Source organism: Nocardia sp. NPDC058658 (assembly GCF_042716665.1).
Taxonomy (GTDB): Bacteria; Actinomycetota; Actinomycetes; order Mycobacteriales; family Mycobacteriaceae; genus Nocardia.
The window spans coordinates 23,663-37,911 of record NZ_JBHXRR010000026.1 but is presented as its reverse complement, the minus strand read 5'-3'; the positions used below and the strand labels follow the sequence as shown (position 1 = coordinate 37,911).

Annotated in this window: 13 protein-coding genes; 3 read left to right on the top strand and 10 right to left on the bottom strand. The window is 67.7% G+C overall.

The window, feature by feature from the left end; all coding sequences use genetic code 11:
* Positions 1-11 precede the first annotated feature (11 nt).
* Genes ACFWUP_RS26950 through ACFWUP_RS26940 form a run of 3 tightly spaced genes read right to left on the bottom strand, consistent with a single transcriptional unit; the run spans position 12 to position 2,430 of the window.
* A complete protein-coding gene (locus ACFWUP_RS26950) occupies positions 12-668 on the bottom strand; it encodes a response regulator (protein ID WP_379238768.1) in 657 nt (218 codons plus the stop codon).
* Positions 659-1,783 (bottom strand): sensor histidine kinase, encoded by a 1,125-nt coding sequence (locus ACFWUP_RS26945; RefSeq protein WP_379238767.1) that lies wholly within the window; start codon positions 1,781-1,783, stop codon positions 659-661. Before ACFWUP_RS26945 ends, ACFWUP_RS26950 begins: the two co-directional genes overlap by 10 nt.
* Positions 1,780-2,430 carry a DedA family protein gene (locus ACFWUP_RS26940; protein ID WP_379238766.1) on the bottom strand — a complete coding sequence of 217 codons (651 nt, stop codon included), beginning with the start codon at positions 2,428-2,430 and terminating at the stop codon, positions 1,780-1,782. Before ACFWUP_RS26940 ends, ACFWUP_RS26945 begins: the two co-directional genes overlap by 4 nt.
* A gap of 155 nt (positions 2,431-2,585) precedes the next feature.
* Between ACFWUP_RS26940 and ACFWUP_RS26935 the strand changes: the two genes are divergently transcribed.
* Both ACFWUP_RS26935 and ACFWUP_RS26930 read left to right on the top strand, forming a co-directional pair.
* On the top strand, positions 2,586-3,689 hold the full coding sequence (locus ACFWUP_RS26935) for a serine hydrolase domain-containing protein (protein WP_379238765.1): 1,104 nt from the start codon (positions 2,586-2,588) through the stop codon (positions 3,687-3,689).
* A 64-nt stretch (positions 3,690-3,753) separates the two neighbouring features.
* Positions 3,754-4,449 carry a class I SAM-dependent DNA methyltransferase gene (locus tag ACFWUP_RS26930; protein ID WP_379238764.1) on the top strand — a complete coding sequence of 232 codons (696 nt, stop codon included), beginning with the start codon at positions 3,754-3,756 and terminating at the stop codon, positions 4,447-4,449.
* Between the two features lie 51 nt (positions 4,450-4,500).
* On the opposite strand, the gene pyrF is transcribed toward ACFWUP_RS26930, so the two are convergent.
* From pyrF to pyrR, 7 genes are read right to left on the bottom strand one after another with little or no spacing between them, the layout of a single operon-like run.
* On the bottom strand, positions 4,501-5,325 hold the full coding sequence (gene pyrF / locus ACFWUP_RS26925) for an orotidine-5'-phosphate decarboxylase (protein ID WP_379238763.1): 825 nt from the start codon (positions 5,323-5,325) through the stop codon (positions 4,501-4,503).
* A gap of 30 nt (positions 5,326-5,355) precedes the next feature.
* Entirely contained in the window at positions 5,356-8,718 is a 3,363-nt protein-coding gene (carB, locus tag ACFWUP_RS26920; RefSeq protein WP_379238762.1) for a carbamoyl-phosphate synthase large subunit, read from the bottom strand.
* Positions 8,718-9,833, bottom strand: a complete 1,116-nt coding sequence (gene carA, locus ACFWUP_RS26915) for a glutamine-hydrolyzing carbamoyl-phosphate synthase small subunit (protein WP_379238761.1) — start codon at positions 9,831-9,833, stop codon at positions 8,718-8,720. Before carA ends, carB begins: the two co-directional genes overlap by 1 nt.
* Positions 9,830-10,336 (bottom strand): transporter, encoded by a 507-nt coding sequence (locus tag ACFWUP_RS26910; protein ID WP_379238760.1) that lies wholly within the window; start codon positions 10,334-10,336, stop codon positions 9,830-9,832. The genes carA and ACFWUP_RS26910 overlap by 4 nt, the downstream gene beginning before the upstream one ends.
* 12 nt (positions 10,337-10,348) lie before the next feature.
* Entirely contained in the window at positions 10,349-11,647 is a 1,299-nt protein-coding gene (locus ACFWUP_RS26905) for a dihydroorotase (protein ID WP_379238759.1), read from the bottom strand.
* Positions 11,644-12,597: an aspartate carbamoyltransferase catalytic subunit gene (locus ACFWUP_RS26900; protein ID WP_379238758.1), complete on the bottom strand. Its 954-nt coding sequence runs from the start codon at positions 12,595-12,597 to the stop codon at positions 11,644-11,646. The genes ACFWUP_RS26905 and ACFWUP_RS26900 overlap by 4 nt, the downstream gene beginning before the upstream one ends.
* Positions 12,594-13,226 carry a bifunctional pyr operon transcriptional regulator/uracil phosphoribosyltransferase PyrR gene (pyrR, locus tag ACFWUP_RS26895; protein WP_379238757.1) on the bottom strand — a complete coding sequence of 211 codons (633 nt, stop codon included), beginning with the start codon at positions 13,224-13,226 and terminating at the stop codon, positions 12,594-12,596. The genes ACFWUP_RS26900 and pyrR overlap by 4 nt, the downstream gene beginning before the upstream one ends.
* A 309-nt stretch (positions 13,227-13,535) precedes the next feature.
* Here pyrR and ACFWUP_RS26890 point away from each other — a divergent pair, with 309 nt between their 5' ends.
* The gene (locus ACFWUP_RS26890) at positions 13,536-14,129 is read left to right on the top strand and encodes a GNAT family N-acetyltransferase (RefSeq protein ID WP_379238756.1); all 594 of its coding nucleotides are present in this window, start codon (positions 13,536-13,538) and stop codon (positions 14,127-14,129) included.
* Positions 14,130-14,249: the final 120 nt, after the last annotated feature.

Below are 14,249 nucleotides of genomic sequence, written 5' to 3'. Positions count from 1 at the left end.
GGCCCGGTGCGTTACGCCTGTGTCGCACCGGCTCGCAGGTGTTGCAGGATGGCGAGGACCCGCCGGTTGTGTGCCTCGCCGACCGGGAGGTCGAGCTTGGTGAAGATCGCGTTGATGTGCTTTTCGACGGCGCTGCGGGTGACGTAGAGCTGGGCGCAGATCGCCGCGTTGCTCAGGCCCTGTGCCATGAGTTCCAGGACCTCGCGTTCGCGCTCGGTGAGTCGGTGCAGTGGCGAGTCCGCGCGATTGTGCAGCAGGAGCTGACGGACCACCTCCGGGTCGAACGCGGTGCCGCCCGCGCCCACTCGGTCGACGGCGTCGAGGAACGAGCCGATCGCGGCGACCCGGTCCTTGAGCAGGTAACCGATGCCGCCGGTGCCGGTGAGGAATTCCGCCGCGTGCCTGCGCTCGACGTACTGCGACAGCACCAGGATTGCGATCCCCGGCTGGTCACGGCGGATTTCCAGGGCCGCTCGGATGCCCTCGTCGACGTGGTCCGGTGGCATTCGCACGTCGGCGATGACCAGGTCGGGTGGGCGCACCCGCACGGCGGCGAGCAGTTCGGTTCCGGTGCCGACGGAGTCGACGATCTCGTGCCCCTCGGCGGTGAGCAGCTGGGCCAGGCTCTCGCGCAGCAGCGCGGAGTCCTCGGCCAGGGTTATCCGCACGGAACCTCCACGGTGATGATCGTCGGACCGCCCGGCGGGCTGTCCACTGTCATGGTGCCGTCCAGTGCGGTGACGCGGGTGGCGATGCCGGTCAGGCCGTGTCCGGCGGGGTCGGCGCCGCCGTGTCCGTTGTCGTGGACTCTCAGGCGCAGGATCCGGCTGTCGCGCTCGACATCGACCTCGATGGCGGTGGCTCCGGAGTGCTTGATGGCGTTGGTGATCGCCTCGCTGGCGGTGAAATAGCAGGCGGATTCGGCGGGGCGTGGTGGGCGTTCGTCGAGGTCGACGGTGAGGCGCGTCGGAATCGGAGTCCGGTCGGCGAGGGCTTCGAGGGCGGCGTGCAGGCCGTCGCGGGCGAGCATGGCCGGGTAGATCCGCCAGGAGACCTCGCGCAATTCGTCGAGGATGTGGCCGGTTTCGGTGATCGCGCGGCGCTGCAGTTCTCCGCGCGCCGCCTCGTCTGTCGCGCGGTCCATCCGGCCCAGCAGGATCGACAAGGCAACCACCCGCTGCTGCACGCCGTCGTGCAGATCGCGTTCGATCCGGCGCCGTTCGTCGTCGATCACCTCGACCACCTCGGCGCGGGTGGTGGTGAGCTGGGCGACCCGCTGGGCGAGTTCGTCCTGCCCCGGGCGAGTGCTGCGCCGCAGGCACCATGCGTCGGCACGCACCACGCCGAGCAAACCCTGCACGGCGAGGAAACACAGCACCGCCCCTGGCAGCGCCAGCACCGCGACCGTCGCCCAGGTGACCTGACCCGGTTCGGTCGCGTCGATGATCGGCACCGCGGCGCCGGTGGACGCGCCGTAGACCACGGCCACCGCGACGACCACACCCAGCGCCGACAGTGCCAGCACCAGCGCACCGAGCACACCGACGAGCGCCCGGGCCGCCAAGTAGCCTGCGGCCCGCGCGCCACTGGGCGCACTGTTCGACCGCACACCGAGCAATCGGGTGAGGCGCGTGCGCTCTCCCTCCGCGATCCGATCGGTGATGCCCGGGGCGATCGGCGTGGCGAACACACCGAACAGGTCGAGCGGCACGGTGAGCACCCCGAGCAGATATCCCACAACCGCGGTGGCTACGCGAGATGACCGCGCCGGGGAGGTACTCATCGCCCAATTCTCGCGTGCGCCTGTGTCTGTCGCACGCGCCGGACGATGAACACGGTCACGGCTACGAGAACAGCGGCGATCACGGCTTTCTGCAGAATCCCCGCGTAGCTCTCGACGAGGTGCCAGTTCTCGCCGAGAAAGTAGCCCGCGAACACGAAAATCGCATTCCACAGCAGGCTGCCTGCGGTTGTCAGGAGGGTGAAGCGGGTCAGTGGCATGCGTTCGACGCCGGCCGGGATGGAGATCAAGCTGCGGAAGATCGGGATCATGCGGCCGAAGAAGACGGCCTTGTCGCCATGGCGGGCGAACCAGTCCTCGGTGCGGTCCAGGTCGGACAGGCGGACCAGGGGTAGGCGGTCGACGATGCGGCGCAGGCGGTCACGGCCGAGGGCAGCGCCGAGTCCGTAGAGGGCGAGGGCTCCGACAACCGAGCCGAGTGTTGTCCAGAGCAGGACCTCAGCCAGGCTGAATCGGCCGCGGCTGGCGGTGAAACCCGCCAGGGGCAGGATCACCTCGCTGGGGAGCGGCGGGAAGAGGTTTTCCAGTGCGATCGCGATGCCCGCGCCGAGGCCACCGAGTTGTTCCATGAGGTCGACCGCCCAGCCTGCGATGCCGGTGAGTTCGGTCGAAGTGCCTGTCGTATCCATGGTTTCGACGCTAGGAATCAGGCGGCTCGCGATCAGTAGCGTCAGCCACCCGGTCGGTGCGGTACGACCACAGGCGCGGGGTGGGGTTTTCCGCACCCCTGTTGCGGGGCGTACACCCTCGCTACGGGAAGAACAGGTCCCTAGCGTCGAAAGGTATGCGACAGAGACTGTTTCGGGCCGCAGTGGTCATTCTCGGCACCGCGCTGACGACCACGCTGGTGGCCGCCCTGGTCCTCGTGACGGCGCGATGGCAGGTCGTCGGGGACACGGTGGAGGCGGCGGCCCGCTGGCACGACACCGACGTGGTGCTGCGAGTCTCCGACGGCGAACAGCAACGCGAATGGCATCACGTAGGCAGCGCGGACGGACAGGCGACCAGGCCCGGGCCGCACAGCAGGTTCCGGATCGGCAGCATCACCAAGACCTTCGTCGCCACCGTGGTGCTGCAACTCGTCGATGAGGGCAAGGTCGACCTGGACGGTTCGATCGCCGCGCAGCTGCCCGATCCGATTCCCGGCGGGGAGCGGATCACGGTGCGGCAGTTGATGAATCACACCAGCGGGCTCTACGACTACATGAAGGAACCCGGCATGTCGACGAACCGGTGGCGCGGCGACGACCGGTTCCGCAGCCACACACCCCGGGACCTGCTCGCCACCACGGTCCGCCACGACCCCTATTTCGCCCCGGGTGCCCGTTTCCGCTACTCGAACACCAACTACATCGCCCTCGGCCTGCTGATCGAGCACGTGACCGGCCACCGCTACGGCGACGAGATCCGCGACCGCATCCTCGCCCCGCTCCGACTGACCGCCACCAGCGTCCCCGGCAACGACCCCGGCATCCCCGAGCCCGCCCTCACCGCACATCGCGACATCGAGGGCGTTGGCCGAGTGGATGTCACCGAAATGAACCCGTCACTGGACTGGGCGGCAGGCGAAATGCTCTCCACGACAGCCGATCTCGACGCGTTCTTCGCGGCCCTGCTGGACGGGCGCCTGATGAGCCCGGCCGCACTGGACCGGATGCGCGAGACCGTTCCGATGGGCATGGGATTCCATTACGGCCTCGGTCTGCAACGTTTCGGGCCGCCGTGCGGGGACGATCTGTGGGGACACGGTGGTGAACTGCTCGGCTACGTCACCTACGCGTTCCGGTCGACGGGCGGCCGGTCGATGACGATGGTCGTCGGCTCGGCAGCGTCCTCGGACGCGCTCTCGATGTTCGCCACGGTCACAGCGACGTACTGCCTCGCCTGAACCGTCACCCGCGCTCGGCGAAAACCTGTTTCGCATCGTGCGGGCCGTCGGAATAATCGGCGCGATGGATTTCAGCGAGTTCGATACACGCGGATATCGCACCGTGGATGTGCGCACCGGATACGGCGAGTGGGTCGCCCATTACGAGCGGACCGTCGAGGACGCGATGGATATCGCACTGCTGGACAGACTCCAGGAGCCGTCGTGGGCTGCCGTGACCAGGGCCGTCGACCTCGGCTGCGGTACCGGCCGAACCGGACTGTGGCTGCGGGACAAGGGAGTCGGTTCCATCGACGGGGTCGATCTGACGCCGGAGATGCTGGCCGTAGCGCAGCGCCGTGGCGCGCACGACCGCCTCATCGAGGCCGATATCGCAGCCACCGGTCTCGACGATTCGACCTACGACCTCGTCATTTCGTCGCTGGTCGACGAGCATCTCGACGATCTGCGACCGCTGTACCGGGAGGCATGGCGGCTGGCGACCCCGAAGGCGACCTTTGCCCTGGTCACCTTCCACCCGCATTTCATCATGGCTTCGGGCATGCCGACGCACTACACCGCCGTCTCCGGCGAATCGGTGGCCATCACGACCAATGTCCATCTCATCAGCGACCACGTCACGGCGGCGGTGAACACCGGCTGGCAATTGGCCGAGTTGCACGAGCGCGTCATCGACGACGAATGGGTTGCGCTGAAACCGAAGTGGGAGCGCTTCCGCCATCACCCGATCTCGGCCGCCTATGTGTGGCGCAAGGACTGAACAGCGACGGAGCCGGAGTGGTAGTCCACTCCGGCTCCGTCACACCAGGTTTCAGGCCTGGAGGAAAGCGAATGCTTCCTGCAGCTCAGCTGTTTTGCCGCACAGCGCCGTCACCGACGGACCCGCGTTGAGGATCTCGCGGGACACGGCGGGCACGACCCCTGACAGGTTCGCCTCGGGGACCAGGGCGCGGATGGAGTCCGCTCCCCCGCCCTGAGCGCCCACGCCCGGCATCAGGATCGGGCCGTTGAGGGCCGACAGATCAGGTGCCTCGGTGAGTGTCGCACCGACGACCACGCCGACTGAGCCGAAACCGGGTCCGGCGTTGCGGGCGGCGGCTTCGTCGACCATCGTCTGGGCGATCGTGCGCCCGTCCGGGGCGGCGATCCGTTGCAGTTGCGCCCCTTCGGGATTCGAGGTCGCCGCGAGAACGAAAACGCCACGGTGATTGTCCTTCGCCAGATTCAGCGCCGGATCGAGGGATCCGAAACCGAGGTACGGCGAGACCGTCACAGCGTCCGACCCCAGGGGTCCGTCGCCGAGCCAGGCGTGGGCGTAGGCATCCATGGTGGAGCCGATGTCGCCACGCTTGGCATCGGCCAGCACCAAAGTGCCCGAGGCCCGCAGCACCGAGATGGTGCGTTCGAGCACCGCGATGCCGCCCGACCCGTAGGTCTCGAAAAACGCGACCTGCGGCTTCACCAACGCGACGCGACCGTCGAAGGCTTCGACGCAGATCTCGGCGAAGGCCTCGAGCCCGTCGACGTCTTCGGTCAGGCCCCACGCCCGTAAGAGCGCAGGATGGGGATCGATGCCGACACACACCGGGCCGAATTCGCGCATGGCGTGCTGCAATCGACTACCGAACGTCGTCATCGATCCTGCTCCTGATTGTCGTCATGGTGGTCAGCCACGCAGCTTGGAGTGCAGTTCCTGCAGCGAGCGCACCCCGATGCCACCGTTGATGCTGGCCTCGATGCCCTGCACCGCCGCCGCCGCGCCCTGCACGGTGGTGATGCACGGGATGTTCGCGCCCACCGCGGCGGTGCGGATCTCGTAGCCGTCCACGCGGGGGCCCGAGTTGCCGTAGGGGGTGTTGAACACGATGTCGATCTCGCCGTCGCGGATCTGCTCCACGATCGAGGCTTCCGGCATGCCGGTGGCCGGATCGGTGGCGTCCGGGTCGGAGTGCTTGCGCACCTGTTCGCACGGAATGCCGTTGCGGCGCAGGGTTTCCGCGGTGCCCTCGGTGGCGAGGATCCGGAAGCCCAGGTCGTGCAGGCGCTTGATCGGGAACACCATGGCGCGCTTGTCGCGGTTGGCGATCGAGACGAACACGGTGCCCTCGGTGGGCAGCGAGCCGTAGGCGGCGGCCTGGCTCTTGGCGAAGGCGGTGCCGAAGTCGGCGTCGATGCCCATGACCTCGCCGGTGGACTTCATCTCCGGGGAGAGCAGCGAGTCCACGCCGGAGCCGTCGGCGCGACGGAACCGGTGGAAGGGCAGCACGGCTTCCTTCACCGCGACCGGCGCGTCGAGGGGCACGTGGCCGCCGTCGCCCTCGGGCGGCAACATGCCTTCCTTGCGCAGGTCGGCGATGGTGGCGCCCAGCATCACGCGCGCGCAGGCCTTCGCCAGCGGTACGGCGGTGGCCTTGGAGACGAACGGAACCGTCCGGCTGGCACGGGGATTGGCTTCCAGGACGTAGAGCACGTCGTCCTTGAGGGCGTACTGCACATTGAGCAGGCCCTTGACGCCGATGCCCTTGGCCAGGGCGATGGTGGAGCGTCGCACGGCCTCGATGTCGCTGCGGCCCAAGGTGATCGGGGGCAGCGCGCAGGCGGAGTCGCCGGAGTGGATGCCGGCTTCCTCGATGTGTTCCATCACGCCGCCGAGGTAGACCTCTTCGCCGTCGCACAGGGCGTCGACGTCGATTTCGATGGCATCTTCGAGGAAGCGGTCGACCAGCACCGGATGGTCCGGGTTGAGTTCGGTGGCGCGGGAGATGTAGCCCTCGAGGGACTGCTCGTCGTAGACGATCTCCATGCCGCGCCCGCCCAGCACGTAGGACGGGCGGACCAGGACCGGGTAGCCGATCTCGTTGGCGATCTTCTTGGCCTGGGCCACGGTGGTGGCGGTGCCGTACTTGGGTGCGGGCAGTCCGGCGGCGACGAGCACGTCACCGAATTCTCCACGGTCTTCGGCCAGGTCGATCGCGGCCGCGGAGGTACCGACCACCGGCACGCCTGCATCGGTGAGGCGCTGCGCCAGACCCAGCGGAGTCTGACCGCCGAGCTGCACGATCACACCGGCGACGGTGCCCGACTCGGCTTCGGCGTTGTACACCTCGAGGACGTCCTCGAAGGTGAGCGGCTCGAAGTAGAGGCGATCGGCGGTGTCGTAGTCGGTGGAGACGGTCTCGGGGTTGCAGTTGACCATCACGGTCTCGTACCCGGCGGCCGAAAGGGTCTGTGCCGCATGCACACACGAATAGTCGAACTCGATGCCCTGACCGATGCGGTTCGGGCCCGAACCCAAGATGATGACCTTTTCGCGGTCGGGCTGCGGGGCGACCTCGGACTCGGCACCGGGGTCCAGCTCGTAGGTGCTGTAGTGGTACGGGGTCTTGGCCTCGAACTCCGCGGCGCAGGTGTCGACGGTCTTGTAGACCGGGCGCACCTGGAGGCGGTGACGCAGCGAGCGCACGCCCGCCTCGCCCGCGAGCTCGGGACGCAGCGCCGCCAGCTGACGGTCGGACAGACCGTAGTGCTTGGCGCGACGCAGCAGATCCTCGTCGAGGACGGGCGCGTCGAGGACTTCCTGACGCAGCTCGACCAGACCGAGCACCTCGGCGACGAACCACGGGTCCACACCGGAAGCCAGTGCGACCTCTTCGACGCTCGCGCCGTAGCGCAGCGCACGCTCGACCTGGTAGATGCGACCCTCGGTCGGCACACGCAGATCGGCGAGAATGGCCTCGATCGCCTCGCGCACCGACGCCGGATCGCTCGGATCCGCCGGTGCCCACTGGCCGTCGTCGGTGGTCCAGAAGCTGGCGGCCTTGGTCTCGAGCGAACGCAGCACCTTGCCGAGCGCCTCGGAAAAGTTGCGGCCCATCGACATCGCCTCGCCCACCGACTTCATGGTGGTGGTCAGCGTGGCATCCGCGCCGGGGAACTTCTCGAAGGCGAACCGGGGCGCCTTGACGACGACGTAGTCCAGGGTCGGCTCGAAGGAAGCCGGGGTCTCGCCGGTGATGTCGTTGACGATCTCGTCGAGGGTGTAGCCGATGGCCAGCTTCGCGGCGATCTTCGCGATCGGGAAGCCCGTGGCCTTCGACGCCAGCGCCGACGAACGCGAGACGCGGGGGTTCATCTCGATGACGATCAGACGACCGTCCTTGGGATCCACCGCGAACTGGATGTTGCAGCCACCGGTATCGACGCCGACCTCGCGCAGAATGGCGATACCGAGATCGCGCATCTTCTGGTACTCGCGGTCGGTCAGGGTCATCGCGGGGGCGACGGTCACCGAGTCACCGGTGTGCACACCCATCGGGTCGACGTTCTCGATCGAGCAGACGATGACCACATTGTCGTTGCGGTCACGCATGAGCTCGAGTTCGAACTCCTTCCAGCCGAGGATGGACTCCTCGATCAGAACGTTCGCGGTCGGCGACGCGGACAGGCCACCACCGGCGATCCGGTCCAGGTCGGCCTCGTTGTAGGCCATGCCCGAACCGAGCCCACCCATGGTGAACGACGGGCGCACAACCACCGGGTAACCGAGGTCGGCGACGGTCTCGCGCACCTCGTCCATGGTGTAACAGACTGCGCTGCGGGCACTTTCACCGCCGACCTTGGCGACGATGTCCTTGAACTTCTGCCGGTCCTCACCGCGCTGGATGGCGTCGAAGTCGGCGCCGATCAGCTCCACGTTGTACTTCTGCAGCACACCGTTCTCGTGCAGCGCGACCGCGGTGTTGAGCGCGGTCTGCCCACCGAGGGTGGCCAGGATGGCGTCGGGGCGTTCCTTCTCGATGACCTTCTCGACGAACTCGGGGGTGATCGGCTCGACGTAGGTGGCGTCGGCGAACTCCGGGTCGGTCATGATGGTCGCCGGGTTGGAGTTCACCAGCGACACGCGCAGTCCCTCGGACCGCAGCACCCGGCACGCCTGGGTGCCGGAGTAGTCGAATTCGCACGCCTGGCCGATCACGATCGGGCCAGAGCCGATCACCAGAATGTGCTTCAGATCCTCGCGGCGAGGCATCAGGCTCCTTCCATGAGACCGGCGAAACGGTCGAACAGATATGCGGCGTCGTGCGGGCCTGCGGCGGCCTCAGGGTGGTACTGCACCGAGAAGGCGCGGCCGTCGATCAGCCGGACCCCTTCGACGGTGCCGTCGTTGGCGCAGATGTGGGAGACCTCGGCCTTACCGAACGGGGTGTCGAACACCTCGCCGCGCTCGCCTTCGAGGGCGAAGCCGTGGTTCTGGGCGGTGATGGACACGCGGCCGGTGCCCTCTTCGATCACCGGGATGTTGATGCCGCGGTGGCCGAACTTCATCTTGTAGGTGCTACGGCCCAGCGCCCGGCCCAGGATCTGGTTGCCGAAGCAGATGCCGAACAGTGGGATCCCGCGTTCGAGGACACCCTGGGTGAGCGCGATCGCGCCGGTCTGGGTGGCCGGGTCGCCGGGACCGTTCGACAGGAACACGCCGTTGGGGTTGAGCGCGAGGATGTCGTCGATCGAGGTGTTGGCCGGGACAACGTGCGTGCGCACGCCGCGCTCGGCGAACATGCGGGGGGTGTTGGTCTTGATGCCCAGGTCGACCGCGACGACGGTGAACTTGTGGTCGCCCACCGGTTCGATCGTGTACATCGCGTCGGTGCTGACCTCTTCGGCGAGGTCGGCGCCCAGCATCGAGGCCTGGCCGTTGACCCGGGCGAGGAGTTCCTCGTCGGTGGCCAGCGCGGCACCGGAGAAGATGCCCGCCTTCATCGAACCGCGGCTGCGCAGGTGGCGGACCACCGCGCGGGTGTCGATCCCGGCGATGCCGACGACGCTCTGCTTGTCCAGTTCGTCCTGCAGCGTGGTGGTCGCGCGCCAGTTCGAGCTGACCCGCGAGGGGTCGCGCACGGCGTAACCGGCGACCCAGATCTTGCCGGACTCGTCGTCCTCGTCGTTCCAGCCGGTGTTGCCGATCTGCGGGGCCGTGGCCACCACGATCTGGCGGGCGTAGCTGGGGTCGGTGAGGGTTTCCTGGTACCCGGTCATCGCCGTGCAGAACACGGCCTCACCGAGTGTCTGGCCCTGCGCGCCGAAGGCGGTTCCGCGGAATACGCGGCCGTCCTCGAGCACCAAGGCTGCCTTATCTGTGCTCATTCATCGTCTCCCGTCGTCACCCTGGTCGCATCCGCAGTCCATGCCGGGTACACCGTCTTGTCGTCGCCGCGGAAACCGGTATCGATCTCGGTTCCGCTCGGCAGTGTCCAGCGAATTACCAGCACACCATTTTCCGTCATCACTTTGCCCGCGTGGCCGCGCTCGGTACGCACAGCGCTCACGGATTCCTGCGGAATCCAGATCACCGTGGCGCCGTCGCGTTCGAGCAGAATTCCGCGTTCGAACCGCGTCAGTTCGGCGGTCGCCCGGAATCCCAGGTCACCGACCGCGATCCGGTCCTGCCAGCTGGGCGCGATGGTGCTGCCCAGGTACATGCCGGTGGTCGGTTCCAGTAGTTGTGCGCCCAGTTCGGCCGGCACCGTCGGCAGTTCGCCGATGCGTGCCTGCTGTCGCGTGGCCTTCTTCTGCCATGCCCGGTACATCAGCCACAGGCACACAATGAAAAATGCCAGCAGCCCGACTACCCACAGCGTTCTTTCCACGTCCTGGCCTCCCTAGATCCCGACCGCCTTGCCCTCGCGGGCAGTTACCCGGCCGCGCAGCACGGTGGCTGTGACCTCGGCCGGGAACGTCATGTCCTCGAACGGTGTGTTGTTCGAGATACTCGCCAGCTCGGCGCCGCGCACCGTCCACTCGGCGTCGGGGTCGATCAGCGTGAGGTTGGCCGGTTCACCGACGGCGATCGGGCGACCGTGGTCGTCGAGGCCGACGATCGCGGCGGGCTTCTCGCTCATCACCTTCGCGACACCGCGCCAGTCGAGCAGACCCGGCTGGACCATCGTCTGCACGATGATCGACAGGGCGGTCTCGAGGCCGAGCATGCCGGGGCGGGCGGCCGCGAATTCGCAGCACTTGTCCTGTTCGGCGTGCGGGGCGTGGTCGGTGGCGACACAGTCGATGATGCCGTCGGCGAGTGCCTGGCGCAGGGCGGCCACGTCGGTGGATTCGCGCAGGGGCGGGTTCACCTTGTTGACCGCGTCGTAGGTTTCCAGGCGCGAGTCGTCGAGGAGCAGGTGGTGCGGGGTGACCTCGGCGGTGATCGAGATGCCCTGGGACTTGGCCCATTTCACCAGTTCGACGGTGCCAGCGGTGGAGGCGTGGCAGATGTGCACGCGGGCGTTCGCATCGCGAGCGAGCAGTGCGTCGCGGGCGACGATCGACTCCTCGGCGGCGCGCGGCCAGCCCTGCAGGCCCAGGCGCGCGGCGTTGGGGCCTTCGTGCGCGATGGCGTTCTTGGTCAGGCGCGGCTCTTCCGCGTGCTGGGCGATGAGCACGCCCAGGGAGTTCGCGTATTCGAGGGCGCGGCGCATGATCAGCGGGTCGTCGACGCAGTGGCCGTCGTCGGAGAACATTTTGACCTGGCCGATACCGGCGGCCATCGTGCCCATCTCGGCGAGCTGCTTACCCTGCAGACCCACGGTGACCGCACCGACCGGGAACACGTCGACGAGGCCGACTTCCTGGCCGCGACGCCACACGTGGTCGGTGATCACGACCGAGTCGGCAACCGGGCTGGTGTTGGCCATCGCGAACACCGCGGTGTAACCACCCAGTGCCGCTGCGGCGGAACCGGTTTCGATGGTCTCGGTGTCTTCGCGGCCGGGTTCACGCAGGTGCGTGTGCAGGTCGACGAAGCCGGGCAGCAGGACCTGGCCGTTGCCCTCGATCACCTCGGCGTCATCGGAAACCGCGAGGCCCGAACCGATTTCGGCGATGATGGTGTCGCGCACCAGGACGTCGACGGGGTCGCCTTCGCCGTAGGGCTTGACGTTCTTGATCAGCAGCTCACTCATACCGTTTCCTCCTGACCGACGAGCAGCCGGAACAACACGGCCATCCGCATGTGCACACCGTTCGACACCTGCTGCAGCACCGCCGATTTCGGCGAATCGGCGACCGCCGAGGCGATTTCCATACCGCGCAGCATCGGGCCGGGGTGCAGCACCACGGCGTCGTCGTCGAGCAGTCCGAGCCTGCGCTCGGACAGTCCGTAGTTGATCGAATATTCGCGGGCCGACGGGAAGAACCCGCCGTTCATCCGCTCCGCCTGCACCCGCAGCATCATCACCGCGTCGGCACCGGGCAATTCGGCGTCGAGGGAGGTCGAGACCCGGCAGGGCCACGCCTCCACGCCGATCGGCAGCAGGGTGCGCGGGGCAACCAGGACTACTTCGGCACCAAGGGTGTTGAGCAGCAAGACATTCGAGCGGGCGACCCGGCTGTGCAGGATGTCGCCGACCAGCACGATCCGCTTGCCCTCGATGTCACCGAGGCGCTGACGCAGGGTGAGTGCGTCGAGCAGCGCCTGGGTGGGGTGCTGGTGGGTGCCGTCACCGGCGTTGATGATCGACGGGGCGACGCGGTTCTCCTCGCGCGCCCACTGCTCCATCCAGCGCGCGATCTGGTGCGCGGCACCTGACGCCGGGTGGCGCACGATCAGCGCGTCGGCGCCTGCCGCGTGCAGGGTGAGCGCGGTGTCGCGCAGCGATTCACCTTTGGAGACAGACGAACTCGACGCGCTCACGTTGATCACGTCGGCGCTCATCCACTTGCCCGCGACCTCGAAGGACACGCGGGTGCGGGTGGAGTTCTCGTAGAACACCGTCATCACGGTGCGACCGCGCAGAGTCGGCAGCTTCTTCACCTCGCGGCCCAGCAGGGCCTGTTCGAAGCGCTCGGCTTCGTCGAGGAGTTCGGTGGCGGCGCCGCGATCAAGATCGGCGACCGTCAGCAGATGCTTCACTCTTGGCCCTCCTGATGCAGGTAAACACCATCACGACCGTCGTGCTCGACCATCAGCACCGAGATGTCCTCGGCGCGCGAGGTCGGCACGTTCTTGCCCACGTAGTCGGCGCGGATCGGCAGCTCGCGGTGACCCCGGTCGATGAGGACCGCCAGCTGCACGGCGCGGGGGCGGCCGAGGTCGCGCAGGCCGTCGAGGGCGGAGCGGACTGTGCGGCCGGAGAACAGCACGTCGTCGACGAGCACGACCAGGGAGTTCTCGATCCCGCCGTCGGGCACCGAGGTGCGCTCGAGCGGGCGATGCGGGCGACTGCGCAGGTCATCGCGATACAGGGTGATGTCGAGGGAGCCGAGCGCGGGACGCACGCCCGAGAACTCCTCGATCTTGGCCGCCAGCCGATTGGCCAGGGTGGTGCCGCGCGTCGGGATTCCCATGAGAACCACCCGCGGTGCGTCGGCGTCGCCGGAATCCAGGGCGGTCTTCTCGATGATCTGGTGCGCCATCCGCGCTACCGTGCGCTGCACATCCGACGGGGACAACAGCTCGCGTCCGGCTTCCACCCACTCCGGGGTGTGCCGTTGCGATGTTTCGCTCGCGCCGGTTCTGGCCGCCCGTTCGGGCACAGCCATGCCGACCTCCTTCCCCGCCTCACCGGACGGTCCGTTAAAGGATGTCTAACTCGCCCGTCAGCCTATCAGCGCCCCGAGGCGCCTTTGACCAGGTAGGCCCACCTGTGAGCGCAACCACGGACCATCCGCGGGTGCGTGTCGAGGTGTCGGTGATCACATGCGCGCCGAAAGTCCAGTGAGCGCGCGTATTTCACCGCCGTGGCACGGCGCACCGACCACCCCGGCTCGAACCGATCCGTGATCGCATTCACGTCGGCGAGCATCCGGAATTACGTTGCCGGGCATCGCCGGATTCCGCCATCATCGGACATGGCCATCGACATGAGCGCGTGCCCCGCAGCGACACCGCCTGAGCGGGTCGATCTGGGCGATGTCCTGCTGCGCCGCTGGCAGCCGAGCGACCTGGACCGCCAGTTCGCGGCGCTCACCGATTCGCATGCGCATCTGCGTCGGTGGATGCCGTGGGCGGAGCAGATGCCGACGCTCGACGGGCAACGCCAATTCCTGCGGATCTGTGCCGCGCACTGGCCGACGCCCAGCGGTGGTTACCTGTACGGGATCTTCACCGCAGCGGACGAGGTGGTGGGCGGTATCGGACTGCACGACCGGATCGAACCCGGCGCGATCGAAATCGGATATTGGGGCCATGTCGCTCACACCGGCCGCGGATTCATCACCCGCGCTGCCCGCGCCCTGACCGACGTGGCACTGGCCCTCCCCCACATCGCGCGCGTCGAAATCCGTTGTGACGCAGAGAATGCCCGTAGCGCGGCAGTGCCCCAGCGGCTCGGATACGAACTGATCAGTACCGCCCCACGACCACCGGCGGCGCCGGGTGACTCGGGTATCGGAATGGTCTGGGCGACCACGTCCCAACCGACCGGACGGCTTGTCGAGAGGTAGGCTGCGGACTAGACTGTGACCCGCATCACATCGCGACGACGGGTTCATGCCGCCGCACAGAACGGTCGTGGCCCGATCGGAGCGCCGGGTCACGATGTTCGATCGCGACCCCCCGCTTGT

Excerpts from the sequence above, each read along its gene's own strand:
- ACFWUP_RS26945 (WP_379238767.1), bottom strand. The coding sequence starts at position 1,783 with ATGAGTACCTCCCCGGCGCGGTCATCTCGCGTAGCCACCGCGGTTGTG.
- ACFWUP_RS26940 (WP_379238766.1), bottom strand. The coding sequence starts at position 2,430 with ATGGATACGACAGGCACTTCGACCGAACTCACCGGCATCGCAGGCTGG.
- ACFWUP_RS26935 (WP_379238765.1), top strand. The coding sequence starts at position 2,586 with ATGCGACAGAGACTGTTTCGGGCCGCAGTGGTCATTCTCGGCACCGCG.
- ACFWUP_RS26930 (WP_379238764.1), top strand. The coding sequence starts at position 3,754 with ATGGATTTCAGCGAGTTCGATACACGCGGATATCGCACCGTGGATGTG.
- pyrF (WP_379238763.1), bottom strand. The coding sequence starts at position 5,325 with ATGACGACGTTCGGTAGTCGATTGCAGCACGCCATGCGCGAATTCGGC.
- carB (WP_379238762.1), bottom strand. The coding sequence starts at position 8,718 with ATGCCTCGCCGCGAGGATCTGAAGCACATTCTGGTGATCGGCTCTGGC.
- carA (WP_379238761.1), bottom strand. The coding sequence starts at position 9,833 with ATGAGCACAGATAAGGCAGCCTTGGTGCTCGAGGACGGCCGCGTATTC.
- ACFWUP_RS26905 (WP_379238759.1), bottom strand. The coding sequence starts at position 11,647 with ATGAGTGAGCTGCTGATCAAGAACGTCAAGCCCTACGGCGAAGGCGAC.
- pyrR (WP_379238757.1), bottom strand. The coding sequence starts at position 13,226 with ATGGCTGTGCCCGAACGGGCGGCCAGAACCGGCGCGAGCGAAACATCG.
- ACFWUP_RS26890 (WP_379238756.1), top strand. The coding sequence starts at position 13,536 with ATGGCCATCGACATGAGCGCGTGCCCCGCAGCGACACCGCCTGAGCGG.